The following is a 19,896-nucleotide window of genomic DNA, read 5'->3' as shown; positions in this document are numbered from 1 at the left end:
CGGAGGTAAATCGATGGACACCTGGAACATCCCGGAACAGGACATCGCGCCGAACGACTGGGACCCCGTCGAGGAACTGGCCCAGATACTGTCCACGCCGACCAGCGTCAGCCCCGTCACCACCCCCCTGGACCTGCCGCACCCGCGCAGGGTCAGCCGCCGCAGGCTCCGGCAGGACCATCTGCTCGACGGCGGCCGGCGCGTCACCCACATCACGGTGCTGATCGCGACGGTGTCCGTGTGCGCGGTGTGCATGCTGGGCTGGTCCGTCTGCTATTCCTACGGGCAACTGCGTGAAATCGCCTCGTCGGTGCTGCCGTCGGGACTGGCGCAATGCTGGCCGCTGACGGTGTACGGGCCGTGGTTCGTGGCCGCCCTCTCCGTTCTGCGGGCCACCGCTCAGCGCCGCAGTGCGCGCCGCTCCTGGTGCGTGGTGCTGGCCGCTTCCGCGATGGCCGTGGCGCTGTGCGTCAGCCACTCGTCACATGCGCTGCTGTCGTTAGTGATCTTCGGGATTCCGCCGGTCACCGCTCTGGTGTGCTTCTGGGAACTCGTCGGCCAGATCTCGGCCAGGAGTCGTCCGCGGCACGCCACGCACAGCGAGCCGCCCGATTCCACACCGTGAGGCCGCGTCGTCCGCGCCATGGACGCGGCGGTGGTCTCTGACTACAGTCAAAGAATGAAAGCCTTTGACCAGAGTCAAAGACCACCGGTCCGGGCGGAGGACGTGGCCGCCTTCCGCCGCTTCAACCGGTACTTCACCCGCCGCATCGGCGTCCTGGACGACCACTACCTCGGTCAGGACCGCCCGCTCGGCGAGGCCCGGCTGCTGTTCGAGATCGGTGAGGGCGTGTCCCTGCGGGAGCTGCGCCGGCGGCTCGGTCTGGACGCCGGATACCTGAGCCGGATGACGAAGGCCCTTCAGGCGCAGGGCCTGATCCGGCTCGTGGTGCCCGCGCACGACAACCGGCTGCGGCTGGTCGAGCCGACCGCGGCCGGCCGCGCCGAGGTCGCCGAGCAGCAGCGCCGGGCGGACGCCCTCGCCGCCGGTCTCCTCGAAGGCCTCGGCCCCGCCCAGCGGGCCGAGCTGACCGCGGCCATGGCGACCGCGGAGCGGCTGCTGCGGCTGGCCGCGATCAGCGTGGAGACCGTCGACGGCGCCTCGGCGGACGCGCGGGCCTGCCTGGACGCCTACGCGGCGGACATCGACGCCCGCTTCCCCGAGGGCTACGACAAGGCGGCCCTCGTACGCCCCGAGGAGGTGGCCGGGGACGCCGGCGCCTTCCTGGTGGCGTACGAGGAGCGGCGCCCGGTGGGCTGCGGCGCCCTCAGACGCCTCGCCCCCGGGGTCGGCGAGATCCGGCATGTGTGGGTGCACCCCGAGGCGCGCCGGCTGGGGCTCGCGCGGCGGCTGCTGGCGGGGCTGGAGCGGGAGGCGCTGACGCGCGGCCTGACGGTCGTACGCCTGGACACGCACACCGTGCTCACCGAGGCGCAGGCGATGTACCGGGCGTGCGGGTACACGGAGATTCCGCGCTACAACGACGACGTCTACGGCGGCCACTGGTTCGAGAAGCGGCTACCTCTCGAGGACGGCGCCTGACACCTCGTTCATCAACTCCCGTACGCAGCCGCGCAGCCAGGCGTGGGCGGGGTCGGCGTCGTGCCGGGGATGCCAGGCGAAGCCCACCTCGACCGCGGGGAGCGGCAACGGGATCTCGAAGGTGGCCAGGCCGAGGGAGTCGGCCATCGGGCGGCTGTTGGTGGTGATCAGCCCGATCAGGTCGGTCTCGCGCAGCACGAACAGTGAGGCCGGGTAGGTGCCGACGCTGCCCACCACCCGGCGGGTGAGGCCGAGTTCGGCCAGGGCGTCGTCGATCGGGCCGCGCTGCCGGCCGCGCCGGGAGACGACGAGATGACCGGCCTCCCCGGCGAACCGCCCGGGCGTCAACTCCCCCTGCAGCAGCGGGTGTCCGGGCCGTACGACGCCCAGCATGCGCTCCTCGTACACCGTCTCCCGGTGCACCTCGGGCGCGGTCGTGTCGATCACCCCGACCTCCAGGTCGGCGGTGCCCTGGCGCAGGAACGGGACGTCCACATGGCTCTCGGACAGGAAGCGCAGCCGGATGCCGGGGGCCTCGCGGGCGGCGCGGGCGAAGAGGGTGGCGCCGTGGGCGGCGGCGATCGCGTCGTGGCCGAGGATCGTGAAGGTACGGGAGACCGCCCGCAGGTCGGTGTCGCGGCCCGGCGCGAACAGGGCCCGGGCGCGCTCCACCACCGCGCTCACCTCGGCCCGTACGGCCAGCGCGTGCGGAGTGGGCACCATCCGGCGTCCGGCGCGCACCAGGACCGGATCGCCGAGCGCCTTGCGGATCCGGCCGAGGGTACGGCTCATGGCGGGTTCGGACAGATGCAGCCGGTGGGCGGCGCCCTGCACGCTCTGTTCCTCCAGCAGCACGTCCAGCGCGACCAGCAGATTCAGGTCGAGCCCGGCGGATTGCGTCATGTGCAGGTATCCCTTGCGAAGGTTGCACTGGAAAGCAGGTCACCGGCGAGCCTACGGTGAGGGCGCATCCCCCACCACCCACCGAAGCTCCCGGGAGGAGCCGTGCCCACGCACGCCCTGAAACGCCCCACCCTGCTCGCGCTGTGCGCCTGCGTCCTGGTCGCGCAGAGCATGGTCGCCGCCGTCAACCTCCTCATACCGCAACTGAGTTCGTCGTCCCTGCATCCCTCGCGCACCGAGATCCTGTGGACGGTCGACGCCTACGTCATCGTCTTCGCGGGCCTGCTCATCCCGGCCGGCGCACTCGGGGACCGGTACGGCCGCAAGGGCGCCCTGCTCGCCGGGCTCGCCCTGTTCGCGGCGGGCGCCGCCACCAGCGCGCTCGCGACCGGCCCGGCCGTCCTGACAGTCGGCCGGGGCCTGTCCGGCGCCGGTGCGGCCCTGATCACCCCGGCCACCCTCTCGATCCTGATGCAGCTGTCCGCGCCCGAGCACCGGGCCCGCTCGATGGGCGCCTGGACCCTGTCGATCGGCCTGGGCGGCGCGGCCGGCAACCTGGGCGGCGGCCTGGCCGGGCAGTTCCTCACCTGGCGCGCCCTGTTCGCGGTGATGGTCCCGCTCGCCGTCGTCCTCGCGGTGGCCGTCTCGACCACGGTCCCGCGCACCGAACGCTCCCCCGCCGGCAACCCCGACCCGCTCGGCACCCTGCTGCTGACGGCGGGCCTGGTGGCGATCCTGTTCGGCATCATCGAGGGCCCGGCGTACGGCTGGACCTCCGCACGCATCCTGGGTGCCTTCGCGGCGGGCGCGCTGCTGATCGCCGCCTTCACCGCCCACGCCCTGCGCTCGGCGGCCCCCCTCTTCGACCCGCGGGTCTTCGCCTCCGCACGCCTGCGGGCGGCCTCCCTCGGCACGGCCACCGGCTTCTTCGGCCTGTTCTCCCTGTTCTTCGTCAACTCCCAGTACCTGCAGGGCGTGAAGGGCTACGGCGCCGCCCTCACCGGAGTGGCGATCATGCCCCTGGTCTTCGGGATGGCCGTGGCCCAGAAGCCGGCCACCCGCTGGGCCGACCGCCCCCGCGCGGTCATCGGCACCGGTCTCGCCCTGATCGGCCTCGGCCTGCTCGGCGCGTCCACGGCCGACGCGGGCACGCCGTACGCGGTGTTCGTCTGCTGGCTGCTGGTCATCTCCGCGGGCGCCGGACTGTCCATGCCCGCCCTGACCGTCGGCGTGGTCACCTCCCTCCCGGCCCACCGGGCGGGCCTCGGCTCCGGCCTCGGCACCACGGCCCGCGAGACGGGGGCCGCGCTCGGCGTCGCCGTCACCGGCACGGTGCTGTCGGCCCACGCGGACCTGCTCCACGGGATGGGGCCGGCGCTGCGGACGGTGGGGGTGGTGGTGCTGGCGGCCACGGCCCTGGTGGTGGCGGGGTACGGCGGCGGCGGGGCCGGGGGCCGCGGGGTGAGCGCCGGGCGGGCGCGGGAGCTGTCCGGTGCGGGCCGCCCATGACCGGGGCGGCAGGGCAGGCACACCGCTGCGGGCCGGGCTCAGGGGACGACTGACGACCGGGACCGGCCCGCGCTCCGGCTCACTCCCTGTGCCCCGTCGCGCGCGCAGCGCCTGGATTCTCCCCCACTCCCCCACTCCGCGACCTGACCCCGAACGCACCGGTCCCCGGCCGCTGTCGCAGCGGCCGGGGACCGAGTGGGATGCTGCCGATCAAGCGTGACCGGTCAGATCAGGCCGAGGCCGCGAACCGCGTCGCGCTCCTCCTCGAGCTCCTTCACCGACGCGTCGATGCGGGCGCGGGAGAACTCGTTGATGTCCAGGCCCTGGACGATCTCGTACTTGCCGTCCTTGCAGGTGACCGGGAAGGAGGAGATCAGGCCCTCCGGGACGCCGTAGGAGCCGTCCGACGGGATGCCCATGGAGGTCCAGTTGCCCTCGGCGGTGCCGTTGACCCAGGTGTACACGTGGTCGATCGCGGCGTTGGCGGCGGAGGCGGCCGACGAGGCACCGCGGGCCTCGATGATCGCGGCACCGCGCTTGGCGACGGTCGGGATGAAGTCCTCGGCGAGCCACTTCTCGTCGTTCACGACCTCGGCGGCGTTCTTGCCGGCGACCGTGGCGTGGAAGATGTCCGGGTACTGGGTGGCGGAGTGGTTGCCCCAGATGGTCAGCCGCTTGATGTCGGCGACCGTGGAGCCCGTCTTCTTCGCGAGCTGGGTCAGCGCGCGGTTGTGGTCCAGGCGGGTCATCGCGGTGAAGCGCTCGGCCGGGACGTCCGGCGCGGCGGCCTGCGCGATGAGCGCGTTGGTGTTGGCCGGGTTGCCGACGACCAGGACCTTGATGTCGTCCGCTGCGTGGTCGTTGATGGCCTTGCCCTGCGGCTTGAAGATGCCGCCGTTGGCCTCGAGGAGGTCGCCGCGCTCCATGCCCTTGGTACGGGGACGGGCGCCGACCAGGAGGGCTACGTTGGCGCCGTCGAAGGCGACGTTCGGGTCGTCCGTGATGTCGATGCCCTGGAGCAGCGGGAAGGCGCAGTCGTCCAGCTCCATGGCCGTGCCCTCGGCGGCCTTGAGCGCCGGGGTGATCTCCAGCAGGCGCAGCTTGACCGGCACGTCCGCGCCGAGCAGCTGGCCGGAGGCGATGCGGAAGAGCAGGGCGTAACCGATCTGGCCGGCCGCGCCGGTGACGGTGACGTTCACGGGAGTGCGGGTCATGGCGTTCTCCGTATGACAGCTGGCGGTGGGGCGTCCCGGGCCCCGGGCGGATGATCGATCTCTTGGCGTCAAGAGATCGATCCAGCGGTCAGGCTATCGCGCATCCGGCATGCGAGACGCGCAGGGCCCTGTGGCTCACCCCACAAGTCGGAGGAGTGTCGAACGAAAGGGGCGGCCGCCCGTCCGGGAGAGGGGGAGAGGACGGAGGCGGCCGCCAGGTGGGGGTACCGGACTGCCGGACTCCCGTGGGGGTATCGGGCCGCGTGCCCAGAATCCGGCCCGGCATGCACCCGGCCCCGGAATTTCATCGTCCCGATTCCCCGCACACCGTCCGCGCACGCCGTCCAGCGGATGTGCCGAGCCCCATCTGTCCTGTTCGGGCAGTCCGTTCTGCCCTGTTCGGGCAGTCCGTTCCACCGCACGCCGTACGCCGGTGCGCCGCCCGCCCCTGTCGGGGGGGAGTGCCGCGCCGCCGTACGGCCGCCACAGACACCACAGGACAGGGCCGGGCCCGTCGACTCCGGGCCACCACCGGGGATCGACGCGACACACCCGCAGCGACCGACAGGCGCCACCGCCGGGTGCCATGGGCCAGGCCCCAACCGCGCCTTGTCCGGTGCGCCCCTTCGCCCTACTTGGTGCACCCCGTCCGCCCGGACGCCAGCGTCGCACAGGCCTTGGCCTCCGCCGCGTCCTTCACGGCGACCATCGGGGTGTAGGCGATGGTGTCGCCGACGCCGGAAGTCTCGCCGGTCTGCCGGGCCTTCCCCACGGAGATCTGGACCTTGTCACCCTGGCCGGCGCCGGTGATGCGGCCCCAGGCGGTGCCGCAGGCCTTGCTGTAGCGGACCTCCAGGGTGGTGGCCCCGACGGTGGCGGTCTTGGCGGTGGTCACCAGGTCACCGCTGCACCCCATGGCCTCGGCGTCCTTGCCGTCGCAGGTGGCGCCGGCGCACTTGACCCCGGGCGGCGGGGTCGCGTGCGCGGTGGCGCTCGGGGACGGCTGCCTGGCGGCGTTGCCGTGCTTCGCTCCGCCCTGGTTGGTGAAGAAGAAGACGGCGCCGATGACGACGAGCACGCCGACGAGCCCCGCGAGGAACATGATCACCCGCTGCCGGCCGGCGTTCCCCGGGGCCGGGGTGCCTCCCCCGGACGGGGTGGCCCCAGCGGGCCCGGGCTCCTGTGGCCGGCCGTCGTACGGGTTAGGGGCGGTCGGGGTCCGGCCGGGACCCTCGGGCGGGCCGGCGGGCCGCGCACCGTTCGCGGCAGCGGCGCCGGCCCCTGCGCGGACCCCGCCTCCGGGGCGGGCGCTCGCCTTGGACGGGCCCTGATACCCGGCCAGACCCCAGGAGTTGCCACCCGAGGTCCCACCAGGCCCGAAGCCTTCCCGGCGGGCCTCACCGAGGCCCATCGCATCTGCCGTACCCGGGCCCGCTGCGTCGGACGCCTCCCGGCCCGTGCCGTCGGCCACACCGCCGCCCGCTCCGTCGGCCGGCCCCCGGCCCACGCGGTCGACGGCGCCCAGCCCTGCTGCGTCGACCGGCCCCGGCCCCACGCCGTCGCCCGAGCCACGCCCGGATCCATCTCCCGAGCCACGCCCCGAGCCGTCACCCGAACGCCGCCCCGAGCCCTCGCCCGCACCACGCCCCGGACCATCACCCGAGGCACGCCCCGGACCTTGCCCCGAACCCCCGCCCGGGCCACCACGCCCCGAGCCGTCGACCGGCCCCCGCCCCACGCCATCGTCCGGCTCCGAACCAAAACCGTCGCCCGGACCACGACCCATACCGTCGCCCGCGCCATGCCCCGGACCGCCGCCCGACCCACGACCCGGCTCCTGCCCCACGCCGTCCCCCGGTCCCCGAAGGGAACCGTCGGTTCGACCACGGCCGCCGGCCCGATCGCGTCCGCGTCCCGCCTCGTCCCGCGCGTCGGCGTCGGGGGCCGTCGGCTGGGTGGGGATCGTCGGGGAGACGCCGGCCGGGCCGGCGATGCCCATGGCCGCGCCGGCGCCCTTGCGGCCGGACGGGCCGCCGGTCGCCTCGGCCGCCCCGAACTCCCCCAGCGCGGCGCGCGCCTGGGAGATGCGAATCGCCTCCATGGTGCGGTCGTGCCGCAACTCGGCCCGGCTCCAGGCGCGTTCGGCCAGCTCCCACATCGTGGTCAGATGCACGAGGTTGGTGCCGGTGACCTCCGCGAGCGCGACGATCGCGCCCTTGGGGGCGAGAAGCCGGCCGCCCAGGTAACGCTCCCAGGACGTCTTGCTGTAGCCCGTGCGGTCGGCGAGTGCTGCGATGCTCAGGCCGCTGCGGTCCACGAGCCGCCGCACCTGCTGGGTGAACTCCTTGATCTGCGGGTCCAGGTCCTCGGGCAGATCTTTCCAGCGAGGCATCGATTCCCCCTCTTGCTCTCCCCCGGCGTTTCCCCGTCCTGGCTACCCACAAGGATGCGCCGACTCGGGATCCCAGTTCCCGGAGTGGGGGCGCACGGGAGCACCAATGCCGCCGGTCATGCCCCAACGTATCCCGAACTGTCAAGACATCGACACGGTGAGGACACATGTCGCAGTGCCGGAACACGGTAGCGGAACGGTCACTTCCGTGCCACAGCGCACAGACAGGCGTTGAACAGGCAGTTCCCGTCGGGGAAGGCTGAGTTGTGACGGTGGCCCACCCCTCATCGGGGGAGGGGGTGGGCCACCGTTCTGCCGCACCGCCGTGCGGACTCGCTCACCTGTTGCTGAGCGTGACGTGCAGGAGATCCTTCAGGAACGGGACCACGATCCACGGCCTGGGCTGGGCCATCATCGCCAGCAGGACGATCGCGAGGCCGAGGACGCCGTAGGTGGCGATGTCCGTGAAGCGGGAGCGCACGGCGAGCATGCCGACGCTCGGAAGTATCCAGCGCATGACCGCGCCCGCCAGCAGGGCCGCGCCGATCAGCAGGGTGCCGGCGCGGAACGCGTCGAGGGCGGTCAGCAGCAGGCCGAACGCGACCCCGCCGAGCACCACGAGCAGGGGCCACTGCCGCGCCGGGGCCGGGGCGTCACCGGAGGCGGCCCGGCCGCCGCCCTCGGGCCGCGCGGTGTCCCGGGTGATCCTCGGGAAGCGGCGGGTGGTCCGCTTCGCAGGCTCCCCGGCGCTGTGCGTACCGCGGGTGACCGCCCCCGCGCGGGCGCGCTCAGCCGGCACTGCGCTCCGCCGCCTCGACCACGTTGACCAGCAGCTGCGCCCGGGTCATCGGGCCCACACCACCGGGGTTCGGGGAGATCCAGCCGGCCACCTCGGTGACGTCCGGGTGGACGTCGCCCATGATCTTGCCCTCGGCGTTGCGGGAGACACCGACGTCCAGGACGGCGGCGCCCGGCTTGACGTCCTCGGCGCGGATCAGGTGCGGGGCACCGGCCGCGGCGATGATGATGTCGGCCCGCTTCAGGTGGGCGGACAGATCGCGGGTTCCGGTGTGGCACTGGGTCACGGTGGCGTTCTCGCTGCGCCGGGTGAGCAGCAGCGGCATCGGCCGGCCGATCGTGACACCGCGGCCGACGACCACGACCTCGGCGCCCTTGATCTCCACGCCGTGCGCGCGCAGCAGGGAGAGGATGCCGTTGGGGGTGCAGGGCAGCGGGGCCGGCTCGTTCAGCACCAGCCGCCCGAGGTTCATCGGATGGAGCCCGTCGGCGTCCTTGGCCGGATCCATCAGCTCCAGGATGCGGTTCTCGTCGATGCCCTTGGGCAGCGGCAGCTGGACGATGTAACCGGTGCAGGCCGGGTCCTCGTTCAGCTCGCGTACGACCGCCTCGATCTCCTCCTGGGTGGCCGTGGCCGGCAGCTCGCGCTGGATGGAGGCGATGCCGACCTGCGCGCAGTCGCGGTGCTTGCCGGCGACGTACTTCTGGCTGCCGGGGTCGTCCCCGACCAGGATCGTGCCGAGGCCGGGCGAGACGCCCCTCTCCTTCAGCGCCGCCACGCGGGCGGTCAGATCGGACTTGATCGCGGCTGCGGTGGCCTTGCCATCGAGAATCTGGGCGGTCATACCCCCATCCTCGCGGATGACCCGCCCCCGGTTCCAATCCGGGTGCCCCGCCGCCCTCCCCCGCTATGTCACAGCATGATCAGTGATGTTGCACTTGCACAACACCTCACGATTCCGGCTGGACAAGTAAGACCGACCTAAAGAACGATGAGCACTACAGTGCCGCGGACAGTGCCGGGGGGACGGACCGCATCTGTAGAACTCTCCTCCGAACCGTGCCGCGCGTCGTCCCCGCACTTGGATCAACGGAGGAAGAGCGCCATGAGCTTTGGCGACCCGAACAACCCCTACGGCCCGCCGCCCCAGCAGCCTCCGGCCGCTCCCGGTTACGGCTACCCGCAGCAGCCGCCCGCTCCGCCGCAGGGCTACGGTTACCCGCAGCAGCCCGCCTACCCCGGCTACCCGGGCGGCGCCATGATGCCGCAGACGATGCCGGGCCTGATGGTCACCGCGCGGGTCATGCTCTACATCGTGGCGGCCGTGCAGATCATCATCGGTATCTTCGCGCTGTACATCGCCGCGACGATCAACGACGTGTCCAACGCGGGCGAGGACACCTTCGGCAACAACACCTTCTCCAACATCGGTCACGACGGCGCCGGCATCGTCCTCGTCCTCGCGCTGATCTTCCTGGGGCTCTCCGGGCTGTCGATCACACTGGGCGTGAAGTTCACCCGCGGCGGCCAGGGCATCCGCATCACCACGATGATCTACGGCATCCTCGGCGCCCTCGTCGGCGTCCTGATCCTGATCGGCGCGGCGAACCAGGGCACCAGCACCGGACTGATCTCGGCGCTGCTGTGGATGGGCTTCGGCGGCATCATGGCCGCCGCGATGATCGCCCCCTCCGGGGCGGCCTGGTTCGACCGCCCGCGCTACTGAACCCGCCCGCGCGACGGAACAGTTCGCGCCATTTCAACGCCGAGGGCCGTGTCTCACCCGTCCAGGGGGAGGCACGGCCCCGCTGTCTCCCCCTAGGCTGACCGGCGGAGCCGTTCCCGGCCGGAGTGGCCGTCAGGCACGGGGAGACGCACCTTGTACAGCATCATCGTCGTACCTCCGCCGACCCCGGAGGACCGACAGCACGGCAACCGGATCGAGCTCGCCCCGGGTGAGCGCCTCAGTTTCGGACGGGCGTCCGGCAACGGTCTGACGATCCCGCACGACGGGGTCTCCCGCCGGGCCGGCGAACTCAGCGCCCAGGGCGCGTTCTGGATACTGAGCAACCTGTCCGCGCGGCAGACCTACGTCGTGGAGAACCCGGAGGGCGCCGGCGAGCACGTGAAGGTCGGCCCGGGCCGGCTCGACGCGCCCATCCCTTTCGAGTTCTCGCGGATCGTGCTGCCCGCGGCCGGAGACCTGCTGACGATCGAGGTGTGGGCGCCGCGCCACGACTATCTGCGGGAGGGGGCCGGGCCGGACGGGGACACCACCGCGCCCGCCTTCTCCGTCGACCGCACCAAGCGCTACTTCGCCGTCCTGGCCGCCCTGTGCGAACCGCGGCTGCGCGGCGACCCGCACGCCCCGCTGCCCACGGTCGACCAGGTCGTCGACCGGCTGAGTCCCGCCTGGCCGGCCGCCTCGCGCACCTCGGTGCAGTGGAACATCGACTACCTGGCGGTGAAGCTGCGGCTCAAGCCCGGCCCGGAGACGGCGGACACCGGTCCGCGCCTCAACGGCAAGAAGGAGTCCCTGGTGTCCCTGGCGCTCCGCTTCGACCTCGTACGGGAGGACGACCTGGTCGTCCTGTCCGCCGCCGACGCCGGCCGGACGGCCCGGTGACCGAGCCGTACGCCGTCCCCGTGCCGCGGGGTTACCGGGTGGGCACCTGGGAGGTGCGCGAGCCGATCGCGACGGGCGCCTTCGGCAGCGTGTACGCGGGCCGGCACACCGGCGACTCCGACGAGCTGCCCGGCACCGCCGCGCTGAAGTTCCTGCCCACCGGCACCGGCACCCCGCGCCAACTGACCCATCTGCGCGAACTCATCGAGCGCGAGATCGACCTGCACCGACGGCTCAGAAGGCCGCGGCTGATCCGGATGTACCAGTCGCTCGTCGTCGACGACCCGGACCGCCCCGAACTCGACGGCGCCACCGTCCTCGTCCTGGAGCGGGCCGAGGGCTCCCTGTCCGCCCTGCTCGCCGCCGCGCCGCGCCCGGACGCCGGGCCCGCCCTGCTCGCCCAGATCTGCGAGGGGCTGGCGCAACTGCACCGGGCGGGCTGGGTGCACGGGGATCTGAAACCGGCCAACGTGCTGCTGATGGCGGACGGTTCGGCGCGGCTCGCCGACTTCAACATGGCCGCCGAACTGGAGGGCACCCACGCCTACACCCCGGCCTTCTCCACCCCCGACTACACCCCGCCCGAGCTGCTGTGGGCGGAGATCGGCGAACGCGGCCGGCGGATCCGCCCGTCCGCCGACGTCTGGGCCTTCGGTGTGCTCGCCCATCTCGTCCTCACCGACTCCTTCCCGCTGTCCGGCGCCACCCCGACGGCCCGCCGCGACGCGGCCGCCGCCTATGCGCGCGGCACCGACGAACTGCGCCTGTCGCCCCAACTCCCGGACGCCTGGCGGGAGATCGTGCGGGACTGCCTGGCCCGCACGCACGAGGCGCGCATCGGCACCGAGGCACTGCTGCGCCGCGTCGAGGCGGCCGCCGGCACGGGCCGCTCGCCGCGGCTGCCCCGCCGGCTGTTCCCGCGCCGCGGACGCCGACGCGCGGCCGTCGCGGGCGCCGCCGCCGCGACCGTCGCCGTCGCGGCCCTCGGCTACGGCATCAGCAGCTGGGCGGGCAACGGCGGTGACGGCACGGGCGACAAGGCTCTGGCCGCCTACGGCGCCTCCGACCTCCGTACGGACAAGGGTGTCCCGGCGCGGTACCGGAAGCTCATCGTCGACTCCGCTCACGCCTGCCCCGAGCGCGACGTGACCCCCGCGCTCATGGCGTCGATGCTGAAGGCCGAGAGCAACTTCGACCCGAACCTCTCCGACCCGGCCAAGCACGAGTTCGGCATCGCCCGCTGGACCCCATCCGTCCTGCGCTGGTACCTGCGCGACGACGGCATTCCCGCCTCGGCCACGCCCACCCCGCCCCTCACCCCCTCCGTCTCCATCCCGGCCATGGGCCGCTACCTCTGCTTCATGGCGCCCCTTCTGAAGGCCGGCCTGCCCGGCGACAGGCGGGTGCTGCTCTCCGCCGCCTACCGGACGTCGTACAAGAAAGTGAACGACACGAACGGAGTTCCCCCGAAGTACCGCGACTACTGCGCCCGTGTCGCCCACTACCTCAAGGAGTACGCGCCCCCGGGCAGGAAGTGACCCTCAGACGTCCGAGGTACCGGCACAGGGACACGGCTGCGACGGTGGGACCACTCCGCCAGGACGTCTCCGGCATCACGGACGTCAGGGGGAGCGACCGACACCGTTCGTTCACATGGGGGAACACGTGAACATCGCCAAGCCCGCCGCGCTGCTCGTCGCGGCCACCGCCCTGCTCGCCGGGTCCACGGTGGCGGCCACCGCCGCCGCACCGGACGGCACCCGCGTCACCGGCGTCCAGCAGGTGGCCGACCAGGTGCTCGCGGGGCACCCGAAGCCGCTCTCGGCCTCCGCCGGCAAGGTCCGCTACGACGGCCTGACCCTCACCGAGGCCCCGCGGGGCAAGGTCGCCGCCAAGGACCTGGACTGCGCCTACGGCCACCTGTGCATGGTCGTCAAGGGCACCAAGTTCGACTTCTACAAGTGCCAGACCTGGACCGTGAACAACTGGACCGGGGACGGCCCGTTCACCAACAACCAGACGCCGGGCACGGTCGCCAGGTTCTTCAACCAGGACGGCAGCGTCCGCTGGACCTCGACGGCCTACGAGGCCGGCACGGCGACGTGGGACCCGATCTACTCCCTGCGTCCCTGCTGACCCGATGGGCCGACGGCCTCCGGCTCCCTCGGGGGAGGGCCGGAGGCCGTCGTGTGTTCCAGGTGATCAGCGTGATCCGGGGTGATCAGTGGAAGAAGTGGCGCGTGCCCGTGAAGTACATCGTCACGCCCGCCTTCTTGGCGGCCTCGACGACCTGCTCGTCACGGATCGAGCCGCCCGGCTGGACGATCGCCCGGACACCGGCGCCGATGAGGATCTCCGGCCCGTCGGGGAAGGGGAAGAACGCGTCCGAGGCGGCGTAGGAACCGCGCGCCCGCTCCTCACCGGCCCGCTCGACGGCCAGCTTGCAGGAGTCGACCCGGTTGACCTGGCCCATGCCGACGCCGACCGAGGCGCCGTCCTTGGCGAGCAGGATCGCGTTGGACTTGACGGCGCGGCAGGCCTTCCAGGCGAAGGCGAGCTCCTTGAGCTCCTCGGGGGAGAGCGCCTCGCCGCTGGCCAGCGTCCAGTGCGCCGGGTCGTCGCCGTCGGCCTGGAGCCGGTCGGTGACCTGGAGCAGGAGACCGCCGTCGACCGGCTTGGCCTCGACCCGGTTGCAGGGCGCGCCCGGGGTCTTCAGGACCCGGATGTTCTTCTTCTTGGTGAGGGCCTCCAGGGCCCCCTCCTCATAGTCCGGGGCGACGATGACCTCGGTGAAGATCTCCGCGACCTGCTCGGCCATCTCCCGGCTCACCGGACGGTTGACGGCGATGACACCGCCGTACGCGGAGACCGGGTCGCAGGCGTGCGCCTTGCGGTGCGCCTCGGCGACGTCCGAACCCACCGCGATGCCACAGGGGTTGGCGTGCTTGATGATCGCGACGCACGGCTCGTCGTGGTCGTACGCGGCACGGCGGGCGGCGTCCGTGTCCGTGTAGTTGTTGTACGACATCTCCTTGCCGTGCAGCTGCTCGGCGTCCGCGAGTCCGCCGCTGCCGTCGACGTACAGGGCGGCCGGCTGGTGCGGGTTCTCGCCGTAGCGGAGGGTGTTCCTGCGCTCGAAGGTGGCGCCGAGGAAGTCGGGGAAGCGCGACTCGTCCACCGGGGCGTAGGAGGAGGCGAACCAGGAGGCGACGGCCACGTCGTAGGCGGCGGTGTGCTGGAACGCCTCGGCGGCCAGCCGCTTGCGGGCGGCGAGGTCGAAGCCGCCGTCCTGCACGGCCGAGAGGACGTCGGCGTACCGCTCGGGGCTGGTGACCACGGCGACCGACGGGTGGTTCTTGGCGGCGGCGCGGACCATGGAGGGGCCGCCGATGTCGATCTGCTCCACGCACTCGTCGTCCGAGGCGCCGGAGGCGACCGTCTCGCGGAAGGGGTAGAGGTTGACGACGACGAGGTCGAACGGCTCGACGCCGAGCTCGGCGAGCTGCTGCCGGTGGCTCTCCAGCCGCAGGTCGGCGAGGATGCCCGCGTGCACCCTCGGGTGCAGGGTCTTCACCCGGCCGTCCAGGCACTCGGGGAAGCCGGTCAGCTCCTCGACCTTGGTGACGGGGACGCCGGCGGCGGCGATCCGGCCGGCCGTGGACCCGGTGGAGACGAGCTCGACACCGGCCTCGTGCAGCCCGCGCGCGAGGTCTTCCAGCCCGGTCTTGTCGTAGACGCTGACGAGCGCGCGACGGATGGCCCGCTTGCCGCTCTCGATGCTCTCGGCGGTCACTGGATAACTACCTTTCGTCCCTCAATGCGATGGCCGTTGCGGGCGAGCCGCCCCACGACCTCGACGAGCAGCCTTCGCTCGACTTCCTTGATGCGCTCGTGCAGCGCGCTCTCGTCGTCCTCGTCCCGGATCTCGACCACGCCCTGGGCGATGATCGGGCCGGTGTCGACGCCGTCGTCGACGAAGTGGACGGTGCAGCCGGTGACCTTGGCGCCGTACGCCAGCGCGTCACGCACGCCGTGGGCCCCCGGAAAACTGGGCAGCAGGGCGGGGTGCGTGTTCACGAACCGCCCGCCGAACCGGGCCAGGAACTCCTTGCCGACGATCTTCATGAACCCGGCGGAGATCACGAGGTCCGGCTCGTACGCGGCCACGGCCTCGGTGAGGGCGGCATCCCACTCCTCGCGGCTCGCGTGGTCCTTGACCTTGCACACGAAGGTCGGCAGCCCGGCCCGCTCGGCGCGGGCGAGCCCCTCGATGCCGGCGCGGTCGGCCCCTACGGCGACGATCCGGGCGCCGTACCGCTCGGCTCCGGTGCGCTCGATCTCGTCCAGGAGCGCCTGCAGATTGGTGCCGGATCCGGAGACCAGCACGACGAGGCGCTTGACCGCTGGGCCAGCGGGGGTGGCGGCCACGATGGGGCCCTTTCTGGGGTGGCGACGGTTCCGGCCGGTGCTTTGTGCATTCGTACGAATGCGTTACGCCCCTCGATACAGGGAAGTCTACGAAGCGGCCGACCGTCAGCAACGATACCGGCACACAGGAAGGCCCCCACGGGACGGGGGCGTGGCCGGAAGGTAGCGTTCGTGGCGAATCAAGAAGGGGGCTGACTCCGGCAGCCCCGGGAACGTGGCCGTCACGCGGCGCGTTCACGGGGTGGAAGCTCACGTCGGACTGCCGTATTGACCTAGGGGAAGACGCTCTTTTGATGCCCGATCGCAGCCTGCGACTCCTGACGTTCCCTCTGCGCCCGGCCCAGGGAGGCGAGCGTCGCGCCGTGCTGCTGCGGGAGCGGCCGGCCTCGCCGCCGGAGGCGCCCCAGGGCGGACGCGACGGTGACGGACGGGGCAGTGGGCCGCAGGACGACAATCCCTTCGCGCCGCCGCCCGAGGGCGCCCCGGACCGGCCCTGGCAGCCGCGCCACCCGGAGGACTCCCAGGGCTCCGGGCACGGCACCGGCCCCGGCGGCGGCGCCCCGTGGGGCAACCAGTGGAGCGACCGCCAGCCCGGGCGCTCTCCCGGCGGCTTCGGCGAGCGGCCCGGCGGCGGCTCCCAGGGCCCCGGCGGACCGGCCTCTCCCGGCGGCATGCGCTGGGACCCGACCGACCCCGCCCAGCGCCGCGCGCGCTACGCCCTGCTGTCCGGCATGTGGGCCGTCTTCTTCGCCCTGTTCAGCTGGCCGTACGTGGCCCTGCTGCTGGGCGCGCTGGCCCTGTACTGGGGCGTCAGCGCCCTGCGCGCCAAGCCGCGCACGCCCGACCCGAACACCTCGGCCCCCGCGGGCGGCCGTCCCCAGATCACGGCAGCGGTCGGCGGCCTGCTGACGGCATCCCTGGCCCTGGTCCTGGTGGCCTCGACCTTCACGGTCCAGTTCGTCTACCGCGACTACTACACGTGCGTGAACGACGCCCTCACCCACGAGGCCAAACAGTCCTGCGACCAACTGCTGCCGCAGCAGCTGCGCGGGGTTCTGGGCACCGGCAACAGCTGAGGCTCCGCCTGTCAGGGGGTTTCGGGCGTGCCGGGCGACGCATCGGTGTGGTCCGGCCGGGGCTCGGGCGGGGGCGTCGGCTCCGCGGTGGGCTTCGAGTCTGTGGCAGGCGCCGCGTCTGCGGTGTCTGTGGTGGGCGCGGCGTCTGTGGTGGGCGCTGAGCCTTCGGCGGGCAACGAGCCTGCAGGAGGCGATGAGTCTTCCGTCGGCGTTGAGCCTGCGGGGGGCCCTGACTCCGCCGTGGGCACCGACTCCGCGGGCAGCCGTGACTCTGCGCGGGGCGTCGCCTCCGCGGGGGGCGTGGGAGGGACCGCGGGGCTCGGCCAGGCGGCGGGCAGGTCACGGGGGCCGGTTGCCTCTCGAAGAGCGGCCCAACGGGAGGCGCGGGCCAGGTCGTCGTGCCAGTCCGTGGGGAACGCGTCGCCGGCCGGGAGGAAGTCGTACATCTCCTCCTCGTCGGGCACGGCCACCCCCGGCCGGGGCGCGGGCGTCCTGCCCTTGCCCGGCTCCTTGGCCTTGCCCCGCTCCTTCCCCTTGGCCGAGTCCTTGTCGGCCGAGTCCTTGTCGGCCGAGTCCTTGCCCTTGGCCGATTCCCCGCCGGTCCGCGCGAGCCCCTCGCCCGCGCCCTCGCCGTTGCCCTTGCCCCCGCCCTTGGTCGTCTCCTCCTCCCGGCCCGCCTTCTCGGCCTTGGCACCGGTCTTCTCCCGCTCCTTCGCCGCGTCCTTCGTCCTCCCCTGTTCCGTTCCGCCCCCGGAGTTCTCCGTCCCCGTCCCCTGTGCCGGGATCTCCCCGCCCCGCGCACGCCGGCCCCACAGCCGGCACGCCCGTACGATCAGCGCCACCGGCAGCCCGAACAGCGCCGTCCACGCCCCCGCCGCTCCCCCGGTCTGCCACCACACCGGTCCGAAGCGGGCCAGCGCGGACACGCCCAGCGGACCGCCGGCCAGGTCGGCGAGCAGGGCGAGGGCTGCCGCGCAGAGCGTCGCGGTCAGCAGCACCACCCCCGCCGTACCGACGGCCGACCAGCGGGCCGACACCGGTGCGCCGGACTCCGGCCGTCGTACGGCCCCGCGCGCCACGAACCACCCCACCGTCATCCCGGCCGCCACCGGCACCAGCCCCGCCGCCCAGTTCGGCAGCGTCCCCACACCGGCGTCCGGAACCGCCGCCAGCAGGGGGAACGGCGGCAACAGGGGGGCCGGGTCGGAGGCGAAGGGTTGCACCACATGCCCGGCGCCGAGGAGGAAACCGGGTCCGAGGGCGTAGGACGCGGCCCACAGCGCCGCGTTGGGGATCAGCGCGACGCCGAGCAGGAGTACGGCGAACCGTCCCGTCCACCCCTCCGTCAGCTGGACGAAGGACGCCCGCGCGACTCCGCCGTGCCACACCAGCGACACCGCGAGCAGCAGCACCCCACCGCCGAGGAGCACCGCCGTGGCGGCGCCGGTGGCCCGTACGGCCGTACCCAGCCGGGCGCGTTCGTCCGCGCCGAACAGCAGCCGCCGCACGCGCCCCGGCAGCACGCCCAGCGCGCTCAGCACCGGCTCGCGCGGACGGCCGTACGCCGACCACACCCCGGCCGCCGCCGAGCCCGCCGCGACCAGCGGCAGACACACCGTCACCCAGGACCAGGACGGCCGCAGTTCGCCGCCCGAGCAGTACAGCGCGACCGCGCCGCCGACGCCGAGGTAGCCGAGGACGACCCCGGTCCACACCGTGTGCGCCGGTACCGGCGGCGGGCCGTCGGCGTCGGTGGGCGCGTCCACCGCGTCCCTGGCCGCCCGGTACACCAGCCACACGGGCAGCACGAGCAGCAGCAGCGGAGTCACCCCCACCGGCATGGGGGCGCCCGAGAGCGTCTCGGTGCGGACCAGTTCGACGCCGTGGGCCAGCAGCCACAGCGCACCGGCGACGTGCAGCGCGCCGCCGGGACCGCTGTCGGGGTACGGCGAGCTGACCCACAGCACCATCAGCAGCGCGGCGAAGGAGGCGAAGCCGAGTCCGGCCGCGACGGCGCCGCCCAGCAGGCTCGCGGCCAGTCCGGGCTCGCGGTCCCGCATCCGGGTCAGCAACGGCGACAGCGAGGGTCGGCGAGCGGTCATCAGGTTCACGTACGCCATGCTCCCAACGGCACACACTTTCCCGTCGTAACAGGCGAACCTCCGTAGTGTCGCTCAATATACGATTATGTTCTTTTTCGTACGGAAGGGCGCACGAACGACGCGGAGTGCCGCCCGTTCGCTGCCACCGCCGAGGGAACGCCGACGCCTGCGCCGTTCCCGGTCGCTGACGCGGGCTCAGGTCGCCGCGCGGGTCGGCGTCAGCCGCTCGACGCTGGGCGCGTGGGAATCCGGCCGCCGCGTCCCGCAGGACGGCGAGGGCGAGGCGTACGCCCGGCTGCTGACGACGTACGTTCTCCAGGAGACGGTCGAGCGGGCGGCAGCCCTCGAGGCGAGCCCCGGGCCGGAGACATCCCCGGCCCCCCTGGCGGCCGAGGCCGATCCCCTGACGCCCGCTCAGGCCTTCGACGCGCTCTACGCGTTCTGCGCCCCCGCCCTCGTACGCCAGGCCTATTTGCTCACCGGACGCCGGGAACTGGCCCGCGAGGCCGTGGAGCGGGCGTTCCAGCTGGCCTGGCAGCGCTGGCCCGAGGTGGCCCGGGACCGGGATCCGGGCGGCTGGGTGCGGGCGGCGGCGCACGACTGCGCTCTCTCGCCCTGGCACCGCTTCCGGCCCCGGTACCGCGACCCGGAGCCGCCGCCCACCGACCCGGCCGACCGGGCGCTGCTGCACGCCCTGCTGGAGCTGCCGCCGGTGTACCGGCGCACGCTCGTCCTGTACGACGGTGTGGGCCTCGACCTGCCGGAGACGGCGGCGGAGACGGAGGCGAGCACGCCGGCCGCCGCGAACCGGCTGACCCACGCCCGCGAGGCGCTGGCCGCGGGGCTGCCGGAGCTGGCCGACCCCGCCGAGCTGCATCGCCGGCTGCTGGTGCTGGCCTCGGCGGAGCGGCTGCCCGCGGCCGGGCCGGAGCCGGTGCGGCGGGAGAGCGAACGGCGGAACGTGTTCTGGACGCGCGCGGCGATCGCGTTCACGGTGGCGATCATCGGCGCGACAACGCTCACGGTGCGGTCGGCGCCGACGCACTACGAGGCGCCGCTCGCACCGGCGCAGGCGGTGCAGGGGGTTCCGCCGGTGGGGGCGATGGGGCCGCTGTCGCGCAAGGAGCAGGCGTTGCGGGCGAAGTTGCAGAGCGCTGCCGCGAAGGGGCCGCAGAGGCTGGGGCCGGAACCCCGGTGACCGCCGCGGCGCGCCACCCGGCGTGGCGCGCGTGAACGCCGGTGGG

17 protein-coding genes are annotated in these 19,896 nt (G+C 73.2%); 9 read left to right on the top strand and 8 right to left on the bottom strand.

Going from position 1 to position 19,896, the window contains the following annotated elements:
- Window positions 1-13: 13 nt before the first annotated feature.
- Together ACWDEN_RS20025 and ACWDEN_RS20020 are read left to right on the top strand one after the other, a co-directional pair.
- Window positions 14-625 carry a DUF2637 domain-containing protein gene (locus tag ACWDEN_RS20025; RefSeq protein WP_351611115.1) on the top strand — a complete coding sequence of 204 codons (612 nt, stop codon included), beginning with the start codon at window positions 14-16 and terminating at the stop codon, window positions 623-625.
- Window positions 626-679: 54 nt separating this feature from the next.
- A complete protein-coding gene (locus tag ACWDEN_RS20020) occupies window positions 680-1,603 on the top strand; it encodes a bifunctional helix-turn-helix transcriptional regulator/GNAT family N-acetyltransferase (protein WP_351611118.1) in 924 nt (307 codons plus the stop codon).
- Here ACWDEN_RS20020 and ACWDEN_RS20015 read toward each other — a convergent pair.
- A complete protein-coding gene (locus ACWDEN_RS20015; protein WP_351611121.1) occupies window positions 1,580-2,506 on the bottom strand; it encodes a LysR family transcriptional regulator in 927 nt (308 codons plus the stop codon). The two genes, ACWDEN_RS20020 and ACWDEN_RS20015, sit on opposite strands and share 24 nt — an antisense overlap.
- Before the next feature lie 102 nt (window positions 2,507-2,608).
- Here ACWDEN_RS20015 and ACWDEN_RS20010 point away from each other — a divergent pair, with 102 nt between their 5' ends.
- On the top strand, window positions 2,609-4,015 hold the full coding sequence (locus ACWDEN_RS20010) for an MFS transporter (RefSeq protein ID WP_450859787.1): 1,407 nt from the start codon (window positions 2,609-2,611) through the stop codon (window positions 4,013-4,015).
- Window positions 4,016-4,239: 224 nt separating this feature from the next.
- On the opposite strand, the gene ACWDEN_RS20005 is transcribed toward ACWDEN_RS20010, so the two are convergent.
- The 4 genes from ACWDEN_RS20005 to ACWDEN_RS19990 form a co-directional block, all read right to left on the bottom strand.
- Entirely contained in the window at window positions 4,240-5,229 is a 990-nt protein-coding gene (locus tag ACWDEN_RS20005) for a malate dehydrogenase (RefSeq protein ID WP_351611127.1), read from the bottom strand.
- 631 nt (window positions 5,230-5,860) lie between these two features.
- Window positions 5,861-7,621 (bottom strand): DUF2690 domain-containing protein, encoded by a 1,761-nt coding sequence (locus tag ACWDEN_RS20000; RefSeq protein WP_450859786.1) that lies wholly within the window; start codon window positions 7,619-7,621, stop codon window positions 5,861-5,863.
- Window positions 7,622-7,958: 337 nt separating this feature from the next.
- Window positions 7,959-8,420 carry a DUF3017 domain-containing protein gene (locus tag ACWDEN_RS19995; RefSeq protein WP_351611129.1) on the bottom strand — a complete coding sequence of 154 codons (462 nt, stop codon included), beginning with the start codon at window positions 8,418-8,420 and terminating at the stop codon, window positions 7,959-7,961.
- The gene (locus tag ACWDEN_RS19990; RefSeq protein ID WP_351611132.1) at window positions 8,410-9,264 is read right to left on the bottom strand and encodes a bifunctional methylenetetrahydrofolate dehydrogenase/methenyltetrahydrofolate cyclohydrolase; all 855 of its coding nucleotides are present in this window, start codon (window positions 9,262-9,264) and stop codon (window positions 8,410-8,412) included. The genes ACWDEN_RS19995 and ACWDEN_RS19990 overlap by 11 nt, the downstream gene beginning before the upstream one ends.
- Window positions 9,265-9,525: 261 nt before the next feature.
- Here ACWDEN_RS19990 and ACWDEN_RS19985 point away from each other — a divergent pair, with 261 nt between their 5' ends.
- The 4 genes from ACWDEN_RS19985 (at window position 9,526) to ACWDEN_RS19970 (ending at window position 13,182) form a co-directional block, all read left to right on the top strand.
- Window positions 9,526-10,146 (top strand): hypothetical protein, encoded by a 621-nt coding sequence (locus tag ACWDEN_RS19985; RefSeq protein ID WP_351611135.1) that lies wholly within the window; start codon window positions 9,526-9,528, stop codon window positions 10,144-10,146.
- Between the two features lie 153 nt (window positions 10,147-10,299).
- Entirely contained in the window at window positions 10,300-11,046 is a 747-nt protein-coding gene (locus ACWDEN_RS19980; RefSeq protein ID WP_450859785.1) for an FHA domain-containing protein, read from the top strand.
- On the top strand, window positions 11,043-12,584 hold the full coding sequence (locus ACWDEN_RS19975) for a serine/threonine protein kinase (protein WP_450859784.1): 1,542 nt from the start codon (window positions 11,043-11,045) through the stop codon (window positions 12,582-12,584). The genes ACWDEN_RS19980 and ACWDEN_RS19975 overlap by 4 nt, the downstream gene beginning before the upstream one ends.
- A 115-nt stretch (window positions 12,585-12,699) precedes the next feature.
- A complete protein-coding gene (locus tag ACWDEN_RS19970) occupies window positions 12,700-13,182 on the top strand; it encodes a hypothetical protein (protein ID WP_351611142.1) in 483 nt (160 codons plus the stop codon).
- Between the two features lie 85 nt (window positions 13,183-13,267).
- Here ACWDEN_RS19970 and purH read toward each other — a convergent pair whose 3' ends face one another.
- Window positions 13,268-14,839 (bottom strand): bifunctional phosphoribosylaminoimidazolecarboxamide formyltransferase/IMP cyclohydrolase, encoded by a 1,572-nt coding sequence (gene purH, locus ACWDEN_RS19965; RefSeq protein WP_351611145.1) that lies wholly within the window; start codon window positions 14,837-14,839, stop codon window positions 13,268-13,270.
- Complete coding sequence (gene purN / locus ACWDEN_RS19960) at window positions 14,836-15,474, bottom strand: phosphoribosylglycinamide formyltransferase (protein WP_351611147.1); 639 nt, start codon at window positions 15,472-15,474, stop codon at window positions 14,836-14,838. Before purN ends, purH begins: the two co-directional genes overlap by 4 nt.
- A 293-nt stretch (window positions 15,475-15,767) precedes the next feature.
- On the opposite strand from purN, the gene ACWDEN_RS19955 reads away from it, so the two are divergent.
- A complete protein-coding gene (locus tag ACWDEN_RS19955) occupies window positions 15,768-16,550 on the top strand; it encodes a hypothetical protein (RefSeq protein WP_351611150.1) in 783 nt (260 codons plus the stop codon).
- An 11-nt stretch (window positions 16,551-16,561) separates the two neighbouring features.
- Here ACWDEN_RS19955 and ACWDEN_RS19950 read toward each other — a convergent pair whose 3' ends face one another.
- Window positions 16,562-18,670 carry a cell division protein PerM gene (locus ACWDEN_RS19950; protein WP_450859783.1) on the bottom strand — a complete coding sequence of 703 codons (2,109 nt, stop codon included), beginning with the start codon at window positions 18,668-18,670 and terminating at the stop codon, window positions 16,562-16,564.
- Window positions 18,671-18,737: 67 nt separating this feature from the next.
- Between ACWDEN_RS19950 and ACWDEN_RS19945 the strand changes: the two genes are divergently transcribed.
- On the top strand, window positions 18,738-19,850 hold the full coding sequence (locus ACWDEN_RS19945) for a sigma factor-like helix-turn-helix DNA-binding protein (RefSeq protein WP_450859782.1): 1,113 nt from the start codon (window positions 18,738-18,740) through the stop codon (window positions 19,848-19,850).
- The last annotated feature ends 46 nt before the right edge of the window (window positions 19,851-19,896 follow it).

Source organism: Streptomyces sp. NPDC001153, from assembly GCF_053598315.1.
Note: the sequence above shows the minus strand (reverse complement) of the source record. Positions and strands in the feature narration are given on the sequence as shown.

Bases quoted from the DNA above. Each gene is read 5' to 3' on its own strand.
- ACWDEN_RS20025 (WP_351611115.1), top strand. From the start codon at position 14: ATGGACACCTGGAACATCCCGGAACAGGACATCGCGCCGAACGACTGG.
- ACWDEN_RS20020 (WP_351611118.1), top strand. From the start codon at position 680: ATGAAAGCCTTTGACCAGAGTCAAAGACCACCGGTCCGGGCGGAGGAC.
- ACWDEN_RS20015 (WP_351611121.1), bottom strand. From the start codon at position 2,506: ATGACGCAATCCGCCGGGCTCGACCTGAATCTGCTGGTCGCGCTGGAC.
- ACWDEN_RS20005 (WP_351611127.1), bottom strand. From the start codon at position 5,229: ATGACCCGCACTCCCGTGAACGTCACCGTCACCGGCGCGGCCGGCCAG.
- ACWDEN_RS20000 (WP_450859786.1), bottom strand. From the start codon at position 7,621: ATGCCTCGCTGGAAAGATCTGCCCGAGGACCTGGACCCGCAGATCAAG.
- ACWDEN_RS19990 (WP_351611132.1), bottom strand. From the start codon at position 9,264: ATGACCGCCCAGATTCTCGATGGCAAGGCCACCGCAGCCGCGATCAAG.
- ACWDEN_RS19985 (WP_351611135.1), top strand. From the start codon at position 9,526: ATGAGCTTTGGCGACCCGAACAACCCCTACGGCCCGCCGCCCCAGCAG.
- ACWDEN_RS19970 (WP_351611142.1), top strand. From the start codon at position 12,700: ATGGGGGAACACGTGAACATCGCCAAGCCCGCCGCGCTGCTCGTCGCG.
- ACWDEN_RS19955 (WP_351611150.1), top strand. From the start codon at position 15,768: ATGCCCGATCGCAGCCTGCGACTCCTGACGTTCCCTCTGCGCCCGGCC.
- ACWDEN_RS19950 (WP_450859783.1), bottom strand. From the start codon at position 18,670: ATGGCGTACGTGAACCTGATGACCGCTCGCCGACCCTCGCTGTCGCCG.
- ACWDEN_RS19945 (WP_450859782.1), top strand. From the start codon at position 18,738: ATGTTCTTTTTCGTACGGAAGGGCGCACGAACGACGCGGAGTGCCGCC.